This is a genomic window from Enterobacter sp. Sphag1F, assembly GCF_014193275.1.
Classification (GTDB): Bacteria; Pseudomonadota; Gammaproteobacteria; order Enterobacterales; family Enterobacteriaceae; genus Pantoea; species Pantoea symbiotica.
In genome coordinates, this window is record NZ_JACHZD010000001.1 from 964,887 (window position 1) to 983,433 (window position 18,547).

Here is an 18,547-nt window from a genome sequence, read left to right on the forward strand (position 1 = left end):
TCTAACGCCAGCCCTGAACGCCGATATTGAGCTGGTGAGGTTTAGTTATGGCTTTTCTGGCAATCCAGTAAAGCAGGACGCGTTCATCATCTTTGTCGCGGTCGGCCATAGCCAGTAATTTCAGCGACAACGTGGATTTGTTCACTGGTTGATGCTCATCGCTTAACTCGATCACCGCCTGACCGATAATGCAGCAAACCTCATCCTCATTAGACGCGGATTCATATGTTCGGTCTTTCATATTTCCTCCTCTTGAATGAATTCTAAGCCTGGCAAACATCCGCGACTTTGCAGGCATTATGGCGCGATCGATACAAATACTTACACATGGTTACCCGTAGCAACCGCTACGCTTTAAATGACATCACTTACTGTCATCACAATGTCATTCATACCCGTTTAGCTGCATTTCATGCCACCGTCGGGTTCATTCACGCCACGGTTTCCCCCGCTCGCGCGAGAGCAACTTATTATCTCCACAGATTCCGCTTTCTCGAGTGAGAGATAAAAATGACAACAGCAACCCCCGCGAATTACCAACGTACCCGCACGTTGACCCTTATTGGCACCATTATCACGCAGTTCGCTTTGGGCTCGGTTTATACCTGGAGCCTGTTTAACGGCCCGCTGGCGAATAAACTGGATGCGCCTATCAGTGAAGTGGCGTTCTCGTTCGGTCTGCTCAGTCTTGGCCTGGCAATCGCTTCTTCGCTTGCCGGGAAATTGCAGGAACGCTTTGGCGTGCGCAACGTCACCATCGGCGCGGGCATTTTGATGGCTGTCGGTTTCTGGCTGACCGCGCATGCCGATAATCTGATGATGCTCTACCTCAGCGCCGGGATATTGGTGGGACTGGCCGATGGTGCCGGATATCTGATGACGCTCTCTAACTGCGTGAAGTGGTTCCCGGAGCGCAAAGGGCTCATTTCGGCCTGCTCAATTGGTGCGTATGGGTTGGGTAGCCTCGGCTTCAAATTCATCTGCGGCGCACTGCTGAGCGCACAAGGTCTGGAGAATACCTTCATGATCTGGGGCGTGCTGGCGATGAGCATGATCATTGTCGGCGCGTTGCTGATGCGTGATGCGCCAATGCAGAAGAGAGGCGGCAATGCGCAGTTGGAAGCCAAAGATTACACGCTGGCGCAATCGGTGCGTTTACCGCAGTACTGGATGCTGGCGCTGATGTTCCTGACTGCCTGCATGAGCGGCCTGTACGTGATTGGCGTGGCAAAAGATATTGGTGAAGGCATGGTGCATCTTAGCGCGCAAACCGCAGCTAATGCGGTCACGGTGATTGCGATCGCCAACCTCAGCGGTCGCCTGATTCTTGGCGTATTGTCGGATAAAATGGCGCGCATCCGTGTGATTACGCTGGCGCAAATCGTCTCGCTGGTGGGCATGAGCATTCTGCTGTTCACCCATATGAACGAATCGACCTTCTTCCTCTCCTTAGCCTGCGTGGCCTTCAGTTTCGGCGGCACCATCACCGTTTTCCCGTCGCTGGTCAGCGATTTCTTTGGTCTGAACAACCTGACGAAGAACTATGGATTGATTTACCTTGGCTTCGGTATCGGCAGCGTGCTGGGTTCACTGGTTGCCTCCGCCTTTGGTGGCTTCACCGTCACCTTCAGCCTGATTATGACCTTGCTGGTGATTTCACTGGTGCTGTCGCTGAGCATCCGTCTGCCAAATCGCCAAAACGTGGCTGAACCTTTACTGCATAATTAAGTTCGCTGGGATGCCGCAGCAATTTGCGGCATCCCATTTCTCCACAATTGATCCACTATAAAGCGTTAATTGAGAACCACTATTATTAAGTCTTGCCTTTCGGAGTAATCTCGTTATTATTAGCAGGCATTCAGCTTATTCCGATTGGCTTATTTTACCCCGCGACTTTTTTAGCATTTAATTGACACACTCCGTAATACATTCAGCAATAACTCTACATTTCCTGCATCTTCACTCCACTATTCCCCTGTAATCTGGCGTCATTGGAACAGAGGAGGACTCTCCATGAAGAAAGTTATTAAGGTTGCATCGGTTGTAGCCATTATGACGATGTTGAGTGGCTGTATTATCGATCATCATCGTGGAGGCGGCGGCCCAGGTTGGGGCCATCATGGTGGCGGCGGCTGGCATCATGGGTACGGCGGTTATGGACACCGCAGATAGTTGGGCAAAGAATATACACAGCAAATAATAAGAAAATAAAAAGGGCGGGAAATTATCCCGCCCTATTTTTTTAGCTTTTTACCGCGTAATTACATTGATACCAGGCTTTCTTTAATCCGGGCAAATGGCTATTTTGCGACGGCAGTGATTCCACCTTATCAAATCCACGCTGACTGCAATAATTCGCAAGGTCGATCTCCATTGCGTCTTTATTCAGCGTGTGCGGATCGTAACGATACTGCACGGTATTTGAGCTGGTATCTTCATCGACACGCTCAAATCCTTCTGGTTTGCTGACGCTACAGCCGGCCAGCATAAAAAGCGCCAATGCGCTAATAAGCATTTTTTTCATTAGGGTTTCCTCTAAAGCGTCGCAGTCTAAAATGCAACGCCGCGCTTATCTATAGGATTAAAGCGCGAAATGTCCGGGATTAGTGAAGCTTTTGCCAATCAAATCGATAAAACCAAACGGTTTCCCTTATCAACTCAGCGGTGCGACTATGTACCCAGACAAAACGAAGTCTGCACCACACCAGGTGAGTTAATAATAAACATACTGATAGTGACCTTCATGCCCGCGCTGAGCGGGCTTTTTTTTGCCCGCTAACCGGTAAGGCTGACCATCTTACGTAAAAGATTGGCCGCTTGTTTGACAGGCAATGCGAGAATCCCGCTGTAGAGATCAATCGACATCGCGCACATCGCGCCGCGATCAACCGCGGTATCCGCCGGCATGTTCAGCTGTTGCAGCCGATCGCCCCACTTGCCATACAGCTTTTCCACCACGCTTTGCAGATCGCGCTGCGCGGCAGCCTGATCCAGCTGCTGTTCATTGCCGGTGCTTTGCTGTAGCAGTGTTTCGAGCGCCTGCGCATCGCGCTGATTCAATTCCGGTGACAGCACCTGTTGCAAATTGACGCCGCCATTCACCTGCGGATAGAGGAAACGGAAGCAGCGCTGCGGTTCCTGCTGCTGCAACGCCTGCATCTCCTCGACCGAGACGCGGATGTAGTCAATGATCGCCGCATCGCTGGCACGCGTCAGACGTTGATTGACCAGATCCATCAACCAGCCGCGCATATCCCCCAGCGCCTGATCGGCGGGAACGCCTTCAAGCCGTTTATGCAGCAGTTCGCGATTGAGCAACTGCCACAATGCCGGTTCCTGAATTTTTAGCAGACGATAACCGGGCGCGAGGCGGAGTTGGGTTGCCACCTCTTCCACCAGCGCCTGACGCTCCTGACGCGGATGCAACCAGCTGAACCACAGCAGATTCGCCAAAATCAGCGGTAAGATAAACAACAGCACGCCTTGCCACAGTCGTAAAGAAGTGGTGCGCACCAGCAGAATAATAATGATCGCCAGCAGCGCGAAAGCCGCTAGCGTAATCGGAAAAAGCGAGAGCATCGAGCGGGGTTAATCCTTACGTACATCGATTAAAACGGGGCAATTGGCGCGCTCAATCACTGCGGCGCTGACCGAACCTTTCAGCAGACGATTAAACGGCGACAGATGGCGACGTCCCATGATGATCATGCTGGCCTGCAAAAGTGTGGATTGCGCCACAATGGTTTCCGCCGCTTCACCCGCCAGAATCAATCCCTTTGCCGCCACGCCCGCACGCAGCAGCGGCGCCAGCGCATGACGCACCACCATTTCGGCGGTGTTCTGCTCATCTTTCGCCGCAACAAAATCATCCGGATCTTCACCAGCATCAATCTCAATCGGTTGATTGCAGGAGGAGTAAGCGGGATCAACGCAGCACAACACCGTGACCTGCGCCTGATGCGCCAGCGCCTGTTCAATGGTCAACGCAATCACTTTTTCCGCCACCGGAGAGTTATCGATGGCCATCAGCAAGGTTTTCATCAGTTGGTTATCCTTCCACAGCGGTCATTTTGCCAATTTCACGAATCAAGGCGTCTTTGCACTTGATGATTTGCTCACGATAGTGCGCTTCCTGCTTATGAAAACGCGCCGTCGGCACCAGCAATGAGATGGAGAAGCGGCCAAACAGCGTATCAATGGCGACTGCTATGGTCGAAATGCCCTCCAGCGTCTCACCGCGATCGATCGCCAATCCGCTGGCGCGCACTTCGGCAATCAGCTCCAGCAATTGCGGCAGGGTTTTCACCGTCATCTCGGTTAACTCTTTATAGGCTTCGCCCACCATCACGCGCACATCTTCATCGCTCTCCAGCGCCAACAACGCGCGGCCGCCCGATGTGCTGTAGAGCGGCAGATTCAGACCAATGCGCGGCACCACACGCAGTTCGCGCGAGGCCACCACATAATGCACGATCGCCAGCTGCGTGCCGCTGGCCCGCGCCAGCGATACCGTTTCGTTGATTTCGGCAGAGAGTTGTTCGAGGAACGGACGCACGATTTCCACCACGTCGCTGTGCACGCTGGAGATCAGCTTGAGCAGCGCCGGACCGAGACGTAAACCGCCGGCACCGCTGCTGCGCACCAGCTGTGCGCTGTCAAGTGCGCCAATAATGCGCTGCACCGTTGAGCGCGGCAGATCGACCACCTGCGCAATTTCACCCAAACTCATGCCGCCGGGATGCTCACCCAGCGCATTCAGAATTTTTGCCGCACGCGCGATGACCTGAATGCCACCCGCTTTTTCATCCTCACGGCTTGAGGGAAGTTCAACCATGATGCGTTCCTTTTTGGCCTGCCCTACTTTAACGCGAATGATCGCACTTTTACACCCTGTATCACATTGCAATACAGCATATCGATATGTAAGATGCCATCTGTATCACATCGCAATACACTGCATCAACAATATAACGAGAAGCCTGCTATGAACGCCCAGCCCATTGCGGCTCCGGCACCCCATCCGTTTACTCTGCGCCTGGCGCTGGGATTGGTTGGCGTGCTGATTGCCGCGCTCACATCGGGATTAAACGATCGCGTCACCGATATCGCGCTAGCCGATATCCGCGCCGCCATCGGCATCAGTTACGATCAAGGCAGCTGGATCATCTCCGCGTACCAGGCTGCTGAAGTGACGGCAATGATGATTGCGCCCTGGTTCGCCGTCACCTTTTCTTTGCGCCGTTTTGCGCTCACCGTCTCGGCCGGATTTATGCTGAGCGGCCTGCTGCTGCCGCTGATGCCCAACGCAACGCTGTTTATCGCCTTACGCGTGGTGCAGGGATTGTTTGGCGGTGCGCTGCCGCCGATGCTGATGACCGTTGCGCTGCGCTTTTTGCCGCCGCCGATCAAATTATACGGTTTAGCGGGTTATGCGCTGACGGCCACCTTCGGCCCGAATATGGCCGCTTCGCTGGCGGCGTTCTGGACCGATGACGTCAGCTGGCTATTTGTTTTCTGGCAAGTGGTGCCGGCCATGCTGATCGCCATGCTGCTGATTAGCTGGGGTATACCGCAGGATCCGCTGCGCCTTGAGCGTTTCAAACAGATCGATCTGTTTGGCATGCTAACCGGCTGTTCCGGTATGGCGCTGCTGATCCTGGCGCTGACGCAAGGCGAGCGGCTCGACTGGCTCGAATCGCCGTTATTCAGCGGCCTATTATTCAGCGCGCTGGCGTTGCTGACTGTGTTCTTTATTAATGAATGGTTTCACCCGCTGCCGCTGTTCAAATTGCAGATGCTGGGACGGCGCAATCTCGCGCACGGCTTGCTGGTGCTGGCGGGCGTGCTGATTCTGTCACTGTCTGGTTCGGCGCTGCCGTCGGCCTATCTGGCGCAGGTGCAAGGCTTCCGCACGCTGCAGTTCGCACCGCTGGCGCTGACCATTGGCTTGCCGCAGCTGCTGATCGCCCCTTTTGTTGCCGCGCTGCTGAATATTCGCTGGGTGGATTGTCGCTGGATGTTGACGGCGGGCGTGGCGCTGTTGGTGACGTCCTGCCTGATGGGCATGCACATCACTACTGATTGGGCGCGGCAGAATTTCTGGCTGATACAGATTCTGCAGGCGTTTGGTCAGCCGATGGTGATTTTGCCAGTGCTGATGAGCGCCACCAGCGTGGTCGCGCCGCCGGAAGGCCCGTTCGCCTCGGCGATGTTCAACACCGTGCGCGGTTTCTCCAGCATCGCCGCCAGCACGCTGGTGGAGTGGTTTATCAGCCACCGTGAAAAATTCCACTCCAATGTGCTGGTCGATAGCGCCGCCAGCCGTGCGTGGCTGATGACCGCTCCGAACAGCGCGCAATCCAGCAGCAGCTTGCCGTTGCTGCCGGATGGCAGCGCCAGCAGCGCGGAAAATCTCAGCGGCTTCGCCACCTTGCTGAAGCAGCAGGCGATGGTGCTGAGCCTGAGTGATTGCTACCAGATGCTGATTGCCTTCGCCGCCCTGCTTTTACTGTTAACCGCCTGGCTGCCGAAACGCGTGTGGCCACCGCAAACTCTGATTCAACCTGTTACGACGACGTCGAGATAATTGATATGCAAGCTTTTGCTCTGAAAAGAACGGTGCTGTTGAGCGCCTTATTACTGGTGTTATTAGCGATGGCCTTTTTTGTCTGGTCATCGATGACCGGCAACGATCATCGCACCACCGATGCCTATTTGAATGCCGATTACACGCTGGTTGCGCCAAAAGTTTCCGGCTACATCGCCAGCGTGAACGTGCAGGATAACCAGCGCGTGAAGGCTGGCGAACTGCTGGCCACGCTCGACGATCGCGACTACCGCGTAGCGTTAGAAACCGCGCAGGCCAATTTGCAGGTCAGCGAGGCCAAGCGTTTGAGTAGCCAGGCGCAGCTGGAACAGCAGCAATCCACTATCGACCAGGCGAAAGCCACGTTAGCGGCGAGCCAGGCTTCAGCGCAGTACGCCGGACAGAGCGCTGCGCGTTACAACCAGCTGTATAAAAGTGGCACCATCGCTGCAGACGATCAGCAAAAAGCCAACTCAACGCAGCGTTCCGCCTCAGCCACCGTGCGCCAGAGCGAAGCAGCGCTGGCTTCCGCCGTCAAGCAAGTTGGCGTGCTGCAAGCCGCAGTACGTCAGGCTGCCGCCGATGTCACCGCCGCGCAGGCCAGCGTCGATCAGGCACAGCTTAATCTTTCCTATACGCGCATTATGGCGCCGGTGGATGGCATGGTCGGTCAGCGTTCGGTGCGCCTCGGCGCTTACGTTAGCTCGGGCACGCGTTTGCTGGCGGTGGTGCCGCTGCAGCAAACCTATATCACCGCTAATTATCTGGAAACGCAGCTGGCGGATGTGCAGCAAGGGCAGAAAGTGAACGTGAAGGTAGATGCCTTGCCGGGCAAGGTATTCAGCGGTCGCGTTGATAGTATTGCTCCGGCAACGGGCGCGACGTTTTCCGCCATTTCGCCTGACAACGCCACCGGCAATTACACCAAAGTGGTACAGCGTTTACCGGTGAAAATTGTGCTCGATGAGAACCAGCCGGATCTGGCAAAACTGCGCGTGGGAATGTCGGCGATACCGGAGATTGAGACCCGCTGAAAATGTGAGCAATATCTCAGAAGCGGCCTATTTATTTTTGGGACAAATCCGCGTAAATTAGCCCTCGATCCTGTTCCGGGCTTGCCTGGAGCGACCTGAGAAGAAAGCGTGTAGCGCTGATGAACTCCACCTTTCTCTTATTCTGTTCGGGTTACGCGGGTTTGGGATCGCCCGCCGGGTAGCCGCTCAGAGGAGTTGTTTTTGTGAGATACGCTTTGATGGGAATTTCTTTCTTCCTGTTGCTTTGGGTCGGTACCTTTGTACTGATGCTGTAGAGCCGCCAGGCGGGGCGACGCTGAGTCGCCCCACTTACTGTTTATTCCTCTTCTTCTTCCAGCGCTTTCACCGTTCCCGGCAAAATGCCATCGGCACGGAACATCGATTTAATCCCCCGCACCGCCTGACGAATACGATCGCTGTTTTCAATCAGCGCGAAACGCACATGGGTATCACCGTAATCACCAAAACCGATGCCTGGCGAGACGCACACTTTGGCTTCCTGCATCAGTAATTTGGCGAACTCCAGCGAGCCAAGATGCGCGTAGTGATCGGGGATTTTCGCCCAAACGTACATCGACGCCTTCGGCAGATCGACCATCCAGCCCGCTTCGTGCAGGCCTTTCACCAGCACATCACGGCGGCGTTTGTACTGCTCAGCGATATCGCGCACGCACTGTTGATCGCCCTCCAGCGCCGCAATCGCCGCCACCTGCAACGGCGTGAAGGTGCCGTAATCGTGATAACTCTTGATACGCGCCAGCGCCGAGACCAGCTCTTTGTTTCCAACCATAAAGCCGATACGCCAGCCCGCCATGTTGTAACTTTTCGACAGGGTAAAGAATTCAACCGCCACATCGCGCGCACCCGGCACCTGCATAATCGACGGCGCTTTCCAGCCATCGTAGGTGATGTCGGCATAGGCGAGATCGTGAATGACCAACACGTTATACTGTTTCGCCAGCGCGATGACGCGCTCGAAGAAATCGAGCTCAACGCATTGCGCCGTAGGATTCGACGGGAAGCCAAGAATCATCATTTTCGGCTTGGGATAGCTTTCTCGAATCGCCCGCTCCAGCTCGTTGAAGAAATCAACGCCCGCCACCAGCGGGACAGAACGCACCTGCGCACCGGCAATCACCGCGCCGTAAATGTGAATCGGATAGCTGGGATTCGGCACCAGCACAGTGTCGCCGTGATCGAGCGTGGCCAGCATTAAGTGCGCCAAACCCTCTTTGGAGCCGATGGTGACAATCGCTTCCGATTCCGGATCGATCTCCACCTGATAACGGTCTGCGTACCAGCGCGAAATCGCGCGACGCAAACGGGGAATGCCTTTAGAGGTTGAATAACCGTGCGTGTCTTCGCGCTGCGCCACCTGACAAAGTTTTTCAACGATATGCGGCGGCGTAGGGCCATCCGGATTGCCCATCGAAAAATCGATGATGTCTTCGCCGCGCCGACGCGCAGCCATCTTTAATTCAGCGGTGATGTTAAAAACATACGGTGGAAGGCGTTCAATACGCGAGAAACGACGGGGTGTGCTGTTATCAGCCATGATGTCCTCTGGTTTACGTAAGCGCCCGGACCGTCCGAGCGACGTGGGTCACTGTGGTGACCGCACCAAGAACATAACGCGCTGATAACAAGATTGTCGAGAGCGGAATAAAATAATTTTAATTATTTGGATTCAGGCGACCAAACACCCAATCGCTTACCCATTGGCCGTTTAGCAGATAATTATCCCGTAGCGTGCCCTCAAGGGCGAAACCATTCTTCTCCAGAATACGGCGCGACGGCCAATTCCCCTCAATCACCATCGCTTTTAACTTATGAAATTCTGCCTGCAGTAAAAACTGGCACAGCGCGTCGAGCGCTTCACTGCCATAGCCCAAGCCGGTAAACGCCGCGCGTAGCATGTAACCCACTTCGGCCTGACGATACGGATGCCATTCGGCGCTACAGCCAAACAACCCAATCGGCTCACCGCTTTCCCGGATGCGCGCCACCAGACACAGCATATGAAAACTGCTCGCCTGCCACGGCGCCAAACGCTCGTTAAAGCGTTGACGGATATCGTTTTCATCCGGGATTTCACTAACCCACGTCATGGTGGCGGCGTCCTGGTGTACCGCTTTGAAAATCTGCCAGTCTTCTGGCTGAAGCCGGCTGAGGGATAAACGTGGAGTGAGTAATTGCATGGTTGAGCTCCCATTTTTTTATACGGCAACATAGCAAACCGGCGTATTCACAACCAGCGATCGGCGCACGCTTTCGCTAATCCTCTTTTTGTTAGTCAGGTATTCCTCTTTTCGGGAGGTCACCATGAATGGCGACCCTACAAAGGCGGAGTACGATTGCCATTTATGGCGACCTGCATGTTAAAAATTGATCTCGACTACGAGAAAGGTCTGCAGATTGCCGTGGCGCTGGCGGATCGTGATCACATTTTTTATCATAGCCTCCCGTTTCTTGCCTGAGAGATGCCCTTGCCTTCCCACTTCGACATGCTGCTGGCGGTTTTTGACCGCGCGGCGCTGATGCTGATTTGCCTGTTCTTCCTCACTCGCACACGGGTGTTCCGTCAGCTGCTGCAAAAAGATGAGCATTCGGTGCGCGAAAAAGTGGTGGTGACGGCAATATTCTCGCTGTTTGCACTGTTCAGCACCTGGTCGGGCATTAACGTCGACGGTTCGCTGCTCAATGTGCGTGTAATTGCGGTGATGTCCGGCGGCATTCTGTTTGGTCCTTGGGTGGGCATCGCCACCGGGGTGATTGCCGGTTTGCATCGCTATCTGATTGATATGGATGGCGTCACGGCGGTGCCTTGCTTGATCACCAGCATCATTGCCGGCATCGCCTCGGGCGTGATTAATCGGCGGGTGAGTAAAGAGCAGCGCTGGCGCGCCGGTATTCTCGGCGGCATGTTGTGCGAAAGCCTGACCATGCTGCTGATTGTGCTGTGGGCCAAGCCGATGGCGCTTGGTCTGGCGATCGTTACTGAGATTGCGCTGCCAATGATTCTGGGCGCATCGAGCATCGGTTTAATCGTGCTGCTGGTACAGAGCGTTGAGGGTGAAAAAGAGGCAATTGCGGCGCGTCAGGCCAAGCTGGCGCTGGAGATCGCCAACAAAACGCTGCCGCTGTTTCGTCAGGTTGATAGCCAGTCACTGCATAAAGTGTGTGACATCATCCGCAGCGACATTCACGCCGATGCGGTCGCCATCACCAATAACAAACAGATCCTCGCTTACGTCGGTTATGGCGAGCAGAACTATCACAATGGCGATGATGCCATCAGCCCGACCACCGCGCAGGCGATCGCCAGCGGCAAAATCATTATCAAGAACAACGATGAGGCGCACCGCACCAAAGATATTCACTCTATGCTGGTTATTCCCCTTTGGGAAAAAGGGGAAGTGACCGGCACGCTAAAAATCTATTATCGCCGTGCGCATCGCATCACCGGCTCGCTAAAAGAGATGGCGATTGGGCTGTCGCAAATTATCTCCACCCAGCTGGAAGTGTCGCGAGCTGAGCAGCTGCGCGAAATGGCGAACAAGGCTGAACTGCGCGCGCTGCAGAGCAAAATTAACCCGCATTTCCTGTTTAACGCGCTGAATGCTATTTCCTCATCGATTCGCCTTAATCCAGACACCGCGCGCCAGTTGGTGATCAACCTGTCGCGTTACCTGCGCTACAACCTCGAACTCAACGATGACGAGCTTATCGATATCAAGAAAGAGTTGTGGCAGGTGAAGGACTACATCGCGATTGAGCAGGCGCGTTTCGGCGATAAGCTGTCGATGATTTATGACGTGGATGAGGATCTGCACTTCACGCTGCCTAGCCTGCTGATTCAACCGCTGGTGGAGAACGCCATTGTACACGGCATTCAGCCTTGTCGCGGCAAAGGCGTGGTAACGCTGAGCGTGAAAGATTTGGGCGATCGGGTGCGCGTCGCGGTGCGTGATACCGGCGACGGCATCAGCGAGGATGTGATGAGCCGCGTGGCGCGTAATGAAATGCCCGGCAACAAGATTGGTCTGCTGAATGTACATCATCGCGTAAAATTGCTGTTTGGTCAGGGTTTGGTTATCACCCGCCATCATCCCGGCACTGAAATCGCCTTTACGCTTAGCAAGAATGGTCAGCCGCTACCTGCGCCCCTGCGCCCTACCACGGAAACCGCCACGTGAAAGCCATCATCGTTGAAGACGAGTTTCTCGCCCAGCAAGAGTTAAGCTGGATGATTCAGCAACACAGCCAAATCAGCGTTGAGGCCTGCTTTGATGATGGGCTGGAGGTGCTGAAATATCTGCAGAACCATCGGGTGGATGTGATTTTCCTCGACATCAACATTCCGTCGCTGGATGGCATGCTGCTGGCGCAAAACATCAATCAGTTTGCCCATAAGCCGTTGATTGTGTTTATTACAGCATGGAAAGAGCATGCGGTTGACGCGTTTGAACTGGACGCGTTTGACTACATTCTCAAGCCCTATCACGAGTCGCGCATCATGACGATGCTGCAAAAACTGGAAGCCAGCGCCCAGCAGCAGTCGCAACCGCAAAACGCGGCGGCCAGCTCGCCACAAACCGTCAATCTGGTGAAAGATGAACGCATCATCGTCACCGACATCAATGAGATCTATTACGTTGAGGCGCACGAGAAGCTGACGTTTGTTTATACGCGGCGCGAAGCCTATGTGATGTCGATGGTGATCAGTGAGTTTTGCAGCCGTTTGCCAGAACAGCAGTTCTTCCGCTGCCATCGATCTTACTGCGTCAATCTGAGCAAGATTCGTGAAATCGAGCCGTGGTTTAACAATACCTATTTGGTGAAGTTGCGTGATTTGGATGCGCAGGTGCCGGTGAGTCGCAGCAAGGTGAAAGCCTTTCGGCAGTTGATGAGGTTATAAGGCGAACGGCGGATGCCGCTCGCCTGCGTGCTTACAGTTCGCGGCCCAGCACCTGACGCAGGTGCGCACCGGCGCCCAGCAAGCCCGGCTGATCGTGAGTGATCATATACACCGGAATATCGACCAGGTAATCGCGGAAGCGACCTTTATCTTCAAACGCCGCGCGGAAACCGGACGCTTTAAAGAAGTCAAGGAAGCGCGGCACGATACCGCCGGCGATATAGACGCCGCCGAAAGTGCCCAGATTCAACGCCAGGTTGCCGCCGAAACGACCCATAATGACGCAGAACAGCGACAGTGCGCGACGGCAATCGATGCAGCTGTCTTGCAACGCCCGCTCGGTAACATCTTTTGGCTTGAGGTTTTCTGGCTCACGCTCATCAGACTTCACGATGGCGCGATAAAGATTGACCAAACCGGCACCGGACAGTACGCGTTCAGCCGAAACGTGACCAATCTCCGCGCGCAGCACTTCGAGAATTTCACCCTCTTCTTCGCTATTTGGCGCGAAGTCAACGTGGCCGCCCTCGCCCGGCAAGCTGATCCAGCGCTTATCCACATGCACCAAATGGCTGACGCCGAGGCCGGTGCCGGCACCGTAAATCGCGATGGGCTTGCCTTCAACGGGCGCTTTGCCGCCAAACTGAATCACTTCCTTTTCGCTCAGCATCGGAATCGCCATCGAAACGGCGGTGAAATCATTGATGATTTCCAGGCTTTCCAGCGCCAGATGCTCTTTCATCACTTTGGTGGAGAACGCCCAATCGTGGTTGGTCATCTCTACCCAATCGCCGGTGATCGGACAGGCAATGGCGATACAAGCGTGCTTAATGTCCTGTTTTTGCTCGTCAAGATAGTGACGGATCACCGCTTCAAGATTGTCGTAGTCTGATGTTGAGAAGGTTTGGGCTTGGGAGATAGCACCGTTTTCTACCTCACACAATGCGAGACGGGCATTGGTACCGCCCACATCGCCGACCAGGGCGTATGTTGTCATTCTTCTGCTGCTCCGCTTGGGTCATAAACAATTGCAGGACACTATAAAAGCCTGCCAATAAAACAACAACGCCCACCTACACGATGGGCGTAATCCATTTAAAGATGCTGCACAGCCTACCGGTCGCCTGCCCGACTTCCCAGCGGCAACTTTCCGAAATTTAGCCACTGTTACGCTGATGCAGTGCGGCGGTGACCTTACGCAGCAGCGGCGGCAAGTCCTGTTTGTCCATCACCACTTCCACCAGCGACAGACGCCGATTCCGCATTAATTGCTCCATCACCGCGTCCAGCTGCACCGTTTCGCTGACGCGCCAGCTCTGCGCCGCGCACTGTTGGCTCAGCGCCTGCGGTAGCGCGGTCCAGTTCCACTGCGCGATATCGTTGTAGCGTTGCTCAGCACCGTGAATCGCGCGCTCAACCGTGTAACCATCATTGTTAATCAGGAAAATGATCGGCTGCTGGCCGTCGCGTAGCATCGAACCCAACTCCTGAATCGTCAGCTGCGCGGAGCCATCGCCAATAATCAGGATGACCCGACGAGCCGGCTGCGCGGTTTGCGCACCAAAGGTGGCGGGTAAAGTATAGCCAATCGATCCCCACAGCGGTTGCACCAGCAATTGCGCATCCTGCGGTAACCGCAGCGCCGCCGCACCAAAGGCCGCGGTGCCTTGATCGGCGAGGATAATATCACCCGGCTGCAGGAAGCGCTGCATCGCCTGCCAGAATGCCTGCTGACTGATTACCGCCGCAGCAATTTGCTCACTTTCTTCGCACTCAGGCGCATCCGCCAGCCGCCAGTGCGCACAGTGACGCTGATAAATCGGCGTCAGCGCCGCCAGCGCCTGCTGCATGCTCAACGGCGCAAACACCTCGCCAGCGACCGTGGCCTGAAACGGCTGCAGATCGATCACACGTTCGGCGGGCAGATTTTGCGTGAAGCCGGCGGTTAAGGTGTCGGTAAATCGCACGCCGACGCACAGCGTGACATCGGTATCTTCGATCGCCTGGCGCACCGCATCGCTGCTGCCTTGCGCGGCGTAAGTGCCGACGTAACCTGGCTGCTGCTCATTGAGCACGCCTTTGCCCATCAATAAGGTGGCGGCAGGAATCGCGCGCAGCTGGCGCAATGCCTCAAGCTGCGGCTGCAACTGCCAGCGCGCGGCAAGGAAATCCGCCAACAGCGACACGCGCTGCGCCGGTGCCAGTAAGCGCTCGGCCGCATCGGCAAAGGCTGCGGCAACCTGCTGATGGTTATCTGCGGCTGTAATTTTTTTCTCTGGCAGCGAAATCTCAGCCGCCGCCACATCCACCGCCAGCAATAAATAGCCGGGACGATGTTGCGTTAGCGCCTCGCTGATAACGCGATCGATCTCCACCACTGCGTTTTCCGCCGTCAGCACCGCAGATGCCACACTCACTTCCTGCGCCATTCGCAGGAAGTGACCAAAATCGCCGTCACCCAGCGAATGATGCACGCAATCCCCCTGCTGCTGCGCCTGACTCGCGGGCGCGCCAACGATATGAATCACCGGTACATATTCGGCATAGCTGCCGGCGATGCCGTTGATAGCGCTAAGCTCGCCGACGCCAAACGTGGTCAGCAGTGCCGCCGCGCCGTTGCAGCGCCCGTATCCATCCGCCGCATAGGCCGCATTCAGTTCATTGGCGCAGCCAACCCAGGCAATTTCGGGATGCGCAATCACACTGTCGAGGAATTGCAGGTTGTAATCGCCCGGCACGCCGAACAGATGTCGGATGCCGCTTTGCTGTATTCGGTGCAGTAAATAATCGCCAACGTTGGGGGTTTTCATCGACAGCTCCTTGTTAAGGGGATAATCAGGAGTATTAGCGATGTGGCTGAATTGGCGAGATATTCACCATCGTGTGGTGCTGATTTGTGGCAAGCATTCGTTACGACGACAGATAATTCTGTAAGTTGCGATCTTCGGCGCGTTTCGCCTTAGTGTAAACGCATACACTGCTATGCTGATGTCACTTTCTCCCCTATTGAGACAGGAACGCTGCATGAGTGCTTTTCCCCATCCCGAACGTTATCAACAGATGCAATACCGTCGCAGTGGCCGTAGCGGCCTGAAGTTACCGGCAATTTCCCTGGGTTTGTGGCATAACTTTGGCGACAGTACCCGCGTCGATAATAGCCGTGAACTGCTGCGCCACGCCTTTGATCGCGGCATCACCCATTTCGATCTCGCCAATAATTACGGGCCTCCGCCGGGATCGGCTGAATCTAACTTTGGTCGCATTCTGCGCGAGGATTTTCAGGGACTGCGCGATGAGCTGGTGATCTCAACCAAAGCCGGTTACACCATGTGGGACGGCCCGTACGGCGATTGGGGTTCACGCAAGTATCTGATTTCTAGTCTCGATCAAAGCCTGAAGCGCATGGGATTAGAGTACGTTGATATCTTCTATCACCATCGTCCCGATCCCGAAACGCCGCTGGAAGAGACCATGCGCGCGCTGGATCAGGTAGTGCGTCAGGGCAAGGCGCTGTATGCCGCCATCTCTAACTATCCGGCAGACAAAGCCGCCGAAGCGATTGCGATTCTGCGCGATCTCGGCACGCCATGCCTTATCCACCAGCCACGTTATTCGATGTTTGAACGTACGCCAGAGCAGGGTTTGCTGGATGTGCTAGGCGATAACGGCGTTGGCTGCATTGCCTTCTCGCCGCTGGCGGGTGGCGTGTTAACCGACCGCTATTTGCAGGGCATTCCGCAAGATTCACGTATCGCCAGCGGCAGTAAGTTCCTGAATGAAAACCAGTTGACGCAAGAGAAGATGGAAAAAGTGCGTCAGTTGCAGGCGATTGCCCAACAGCGCGGCCAGAAGCTGGCGCAGATGGCGCTGAGCTGGGTGCTGCGCGATGCGCGTGTCACCTCGGTGTTGATTGGCGCCAGTAAAACTGCGCAAATTGATGATGCGGTTGAGATGTTGAGCCAGCCGGTGCTGAGCCAGGACGAGATTGACGCCATCCACAATATCTTAGTGTAAACGTTTACCCGCCCGGCATTTGTCGGGCGCTTTCCGCAGCAGAAAATTCTCATTTCAGATTTCCCTCAGCGTTTTCAGACTGATTCTCAAGGCTTACCTGGTCCGATGTGGCAAACTAGCGCAACGGTGGCAGTGATAAGCTACTGAAAAGGAGAAGTTATGAAACGTGCCATTTTGTTTGCCGCCTTGCTGGCAACTTTATCCCCGTTGGCTATCAGCACAGCACAAGCCGACAGCGCCACCATCAATTTGGGTCCGGGCGTTACGCTGCATCTCGGCGATCGCGATCGTCACGGTAATTACTGGGACGGCGGTCGCTGGCGTGAACCGCGCTGGTGGAACGATCGTTATCGTTACGATGACCATCGCTGGTGGCGTCATGAAGAGTGGAAACGTCATCGCGCCTATGAACGTGAGCGCGAACGTCGCTGGCATGAACGTGAACGTCGTGACCATTGGCGTCACGATCATCGCCATGATGATCGTCGTGATCACCACGACCACCATCATCACTAAACAAAAAATCCCGCTAATGAGCGGGATTTTTCTTTTATAAAGCTGTTACCAACCGAGCGCTTCGCCGACCAGCAAATAGAGATTGAGGGCGATAACCAGCACCACAATCAACCGGCCGGCATTCTGCATCAGGCGCGAGTTCACCATCTCATCACCCATCAATTCACGATTGCCGGTAAATGACAGCAGCGGAATCAGCGCCAGCGCGATACCGAAACTCAGCAGCACTTGGCTCATTACCAGAATGCGCGTGGGATCCCAGCCCGCCCAGATGACAATAAACGAGGGCAACATGGTAATAGTGCGGCGGAACCACAGCGGAATGTGGAAACGAATAAAGCCCTGCATCACCACTTGTCCCGCTAGCGTGCCAACCACGGTAGATGAGAGACCGGCGGCCACCAGGCTCAAACCAAATACAATTGCCGCCGCTTCGCCCAACAGCGGTTGCAGCGTTAAGTAAGCCTGATCGAGATCGACGATGCTGGAGTGACCGCTGAAGTGGAACGCTGCGGCGGCGGTTGCCATCATCGCCAGATTTACAAAGCCAGCGATGGTCATGGCAATCGCCACATCCAGTTTGGTTGAGCTGTAGCGTTGCGCCTTGCTGCCTTTATTACCGTGCTGCGTCAGCGCCGAGTGCAGATAAATCACGTGCGGCATAATGGTGGCGCCTAACACGCCCGCGGCGAGGAAGACCGCATCTGACGTCGGCAGCGATGGCAGCGCCATACCGACCACCAGCTCACTCACTTTTGGCTGGGAGAAAAACAGCTCCACAATATACGCCGCCGCCACAAACAGCAGCAGGCCGCCAATCACCAATTCCAGTGGCTTCTGCCCGCGACTTTGCAACATCAGAATCAGGTAAGTCGCGATACCGGTTAACACCGCGCCCTGCAGCAGCGAAATGCCGAGTAAAAGCTTGAAGCCGAGCGCCGCGCCGATAAATTCAGCGAGATCGGTGGCCATGGCGATGATTTCCGCCTGCACCCAATAGAACCACACCGCCGGACGCGGGAAACGATCGCGGATGTGTTCTGCAAGATTTTTGCCGGTGGCAATACCGAGCTTGGCGGACATCAGCTGGATCAGCATCGCCATGACATTGGCCCACACCACCACCCACAACAGCTTGTAGCCGTATGCGGCGCCTGCCTGAATGTTGGTCGCGAAGTTACCGGGATCGATATAGCCAATCGCCGCAATAAAAGCGGGACCCAGCAGCGCGAGTTTGATCTTTCTGGCTCCGCGAGCGGCGCGCTCAGCGGTGCGGCTTTCTAGCATAGTTTTACCCTGTCTTAACGCTTGTTGACCCGACCAGATTAAGGGTCATTCAAGGCAGATGAAATTTGGTTATAGTTATTATATTAATAGATGGTGCTATGAAGTATAGCCATTGCTATACATTGCGGTAAAGCCAGTTCTTGCCAAAAATACGTGCAACGCAAATGACTCTACGCTTGGGTCATTTTATAG

At 55.1% G+C, this 18,547-nt stretch carries 18 protein-coding genes; 8 read left to right on the forward strand and 10 right to left on the reverse strand.

The genetic code is table 11. The features are described 5' to 3' along the window. Position 1 precedes the first annotated feature (1 nt). Positions 2-241 carry a hypothetical protein gene (locus FHW71_RS04365; protein ID WP_008101313.1) on the reverse strand — a complete coding sequence of 80 codons (240 nt, stop codon included), beginning with the start codon at positions 239-241 and terminating at the stop codon, positions 2-4. A 269-nt stretch (positions 242-510) separates the two neighbouring features. On the opposite strand from FHW71_RS04365, the gene FHW71_RS04370 reads away from it, so the two are divergent. Then, positions 511-1,728 carry an MFS transporter gene (locus FHW71_RS04370; RefSeq protein WP_179449971.1) on the forward strand — a complete coding sequence of 406 codons (1,218 nt, stop codon included), beginning with the start codon at positions 511-513 and terminating at the stop codon, positions 1,726-1,728. Between the two features lie 514 nt (positions 1,729-2,242). Here FHW71_RS04370 and FHW71_RS04375 read toward each other — a convergent pair. From FHW71_RS04375 to FHW71_RS04390, 4 genes are all read right to left on the reverse strand, one after another. Beyond that, on the reverse strand, positions 2,243-2,524 hold the full coding sequence (locus tag FHW71_RS04375) for a membrane lipoprotein lipid attachment site-containing protein (RefSeq protein ID WP_179449969.1): 282 nt from the start codon (positions 2,522-2,524) through the stop codon (positions 2,243-2,245). Positions 2,525-2,775: 251 nt separating this feature from the next. Continuing rightward, positions 2,776-3,579: a hypothetical protein gene (locus tag FHW71_RS04380; RefSeq protein WP_179449967.1), complete on the reverse strand. Its 804-nt coding sequence runs from the start codon at positions 3,577-3,579 to the stop codon at positions 2,776-2,778. Between the two features lie 9 nt (positions 3,580-3,588). Then, positions 3,589-4,041 (reverse strand): universal stress protein, encoded by a 453-nt coding sequence (locus tag FHW71_RS04385; RefSeq protein ID WP_008101323.1) that lies wholly within the window; start codon positions 4,039-4,041, stop codon positions 3,589-3,591. A 7-nt stretch (positions 4,042-4,048) separates the two neighbouring features. Further along, on the reverse strand, positions 4,049-4,834 hold the full coding sequence (locus FHW71_RS04390) for an IclR family transcriptional regulator (RefSeq protein ID WP_101763601.1): 786 nt from the start codon (positions 4,832-4,834) through the stop codon (positions 4,049-4,051). A 150-nt stretch (positions 4,835-4,984) separates the two neighbouring features. Between FHW71_RS04390 and FHW71_RS04395 the strand changes: the two genes are divergently transcribed. From FHW71_RS04395 to ypdK, 3 genes are all read left to right on the forward strand, one after another. After that, positions 4,985-6,586 carry an MFS transporter gene (locus FHW71_RS04395; protein WP_179449966.1) on the forward strand — a complete coding sequence of 534 codons (1,602 nt, stop codon included), beginning with the start codon at positions 4,985-4,987 and terminating at the stop codon, positions 6,584-6,586. Between the two features lie 5 nt (positions 6,587-6,591). After that, the gene (locus FHW71_RS04400) at positions 6,592-7,620 is read left to right on the forward strand and encodes an HlyD family secretion protein (protein WP_179449965.1); all 1,029 of its coding nucleotides are present in this window, start codon (positions 6,592-6,594) and stop codon (positions 7,618-7,620) included. A 203-nt stretch (positions 7,621-7,823) separates the two neighbouring features. Next, complete coding sequence (ypdK, locus tag FHW71_RS04405) at positions 7,824-7,895, forward strand: membrane protein YpdK (protein WP_099686956.1); 72 nt, start codon at positions 7,824-7,826, stop codon at positions 7,893-7,895. 41 nt (positions 7,896-7,936) lie between these two features. Here ypdK and alaC read toward each other — a convergent pair whose 3' ends face one another. Continuing rightward, positions 7,937-9,175: an alanine transaminase gene (alaC, locus tag FHW71_RS04410; RefSeq protein ID WP_008101332.1), complete on the reverse strand. Its 1,239-nt coding sequence runs from the start codon at positions 9,173-9,175 to the stop codon at positions 7,937-7,939. A 118-nt stretch (positions 9,176-9,293) separates the two neighbouring features. Beyond that, positions 9,294-9,818 (reverse strand): GNAT family protein, encoded by a 525-nt coding sequence (locus FHW71_RS04415; protein WP_061717889.1) that lies wholly within the window; start codon positions 9,816-9,818, stop codon positions 9,294-9,296. A gap of 306 nt (positions 9,819-10,124) precedes the next feature. Between FHW71_RS04415 and FHW71_RS04420 the strand changes: the two genes are divergently transcribed. Together FHW71_RS04420 and FHW71_RS04425 are read left to right on the forward strand one after the other, a co-directional pair. Next, the gene (locus FHW71_RS04420) at positions 10,125-11,816 is read left to right on the forward strand and encodes a sensor histidine kinase (protein WP_286176094.1); all 1,692 of its coding nucleotides are present in this window, start codon (positions 10,125-10,127) and stop codon (positions 11,814-11,816) included. Continuing rightward, the gene (locus tag FHW71_RS04425) at positions 11,813-12,538 is read left to right on the forward strand and encodes a LytTR family DNA-binding domain-containing protein (RefSeq protein ID WP_008101343.1); all 726 of its coding nucleotides are present in this window, start codon (positions 11,813-11,815) and stop codon (positions 12,536-12,538) included. The genes FHW71_RS04420 and FHW71_RS04425 overlap by 4 nt, the downstream gene beginning before the upstream one ends. Before the next feature lie 31 nt (positions 12,539-12,569). Here FHW71_RS04425 and glk read toward each other — a convergent pair whose 3' ends face one another. Beyond that, on the reverse strand, positions 12,570-13,535 hold the full coding sequence (gene glk / locus FHW71_RS04430) for a glucokinase (RefSeq protein WP_061717891.1): 966 nt from the start codon (positions 13,533-13,535) through the stop codon (positions 12,570-12,572). Positions 13,536-13,695: 160 nt separating this feature from the next. Next, positions 13,696-15,348 carry a thiamine pyrophosphate-binding protein gene (locus FHW71_RS04435; protein ID WP_179449964.1) on the reverse strand — a complete coding sequence of 551 codons (1,653 nt, stop codon included), beginning with the start codon at positions 15,346-15,348 and terminating at the stop codon, positions 13,696-13,698. Positions 15,349-15,562: 214 nt separating this feature from the next. Between FHW71_RS04435 and mgrA the strand changes: the two genes are divergently transcribed. Further along, positions 15,563-16,552, forward strand: coding sequence for an L-glyceraldehyde 3-phosphate reductase (gene mgrA / locus FHW71_RS04440; protein WP_008101348.1), 990 nt, complete (start codon positions 15,563-15,565; stop codon positions 16,550-16,552). A 159-nt stretch (positions 16,553-16,711) separates the two neighbouring features. Next, the gene (locus FHW71_RS04445) at positions 16,712-17,068 is read left to right on the forward strand and encodes a DUF2502 domain-containing protein (RefSeq protein ID WP_061717893.1); all 357 of its coding nucleotides are present in this window, start codon (positions 16,712-16,714) and stop codon (positions 17,066-17,068) included. A 45-nt stretch (positions 17,069-17,113) separates the two neighbouring features. Here the strand turns inward: FHW71_RS04445 and FHW71_RS04450 are convergent, their stop codons facing one another. Next, positions 17,114-18,355: an Nramp family divalent metal transporter gene (locus tag FHW71_RS04450; protein ID WP_008101352.1), complete on the reverse strand. Its 1,242-nt coding sequence runs from the start codon at positions 18,353-18,355 to the stop codon at positions 17,114-17,116. Positions 18,356-18,547 lie beyond the last annotated feature (192 nt).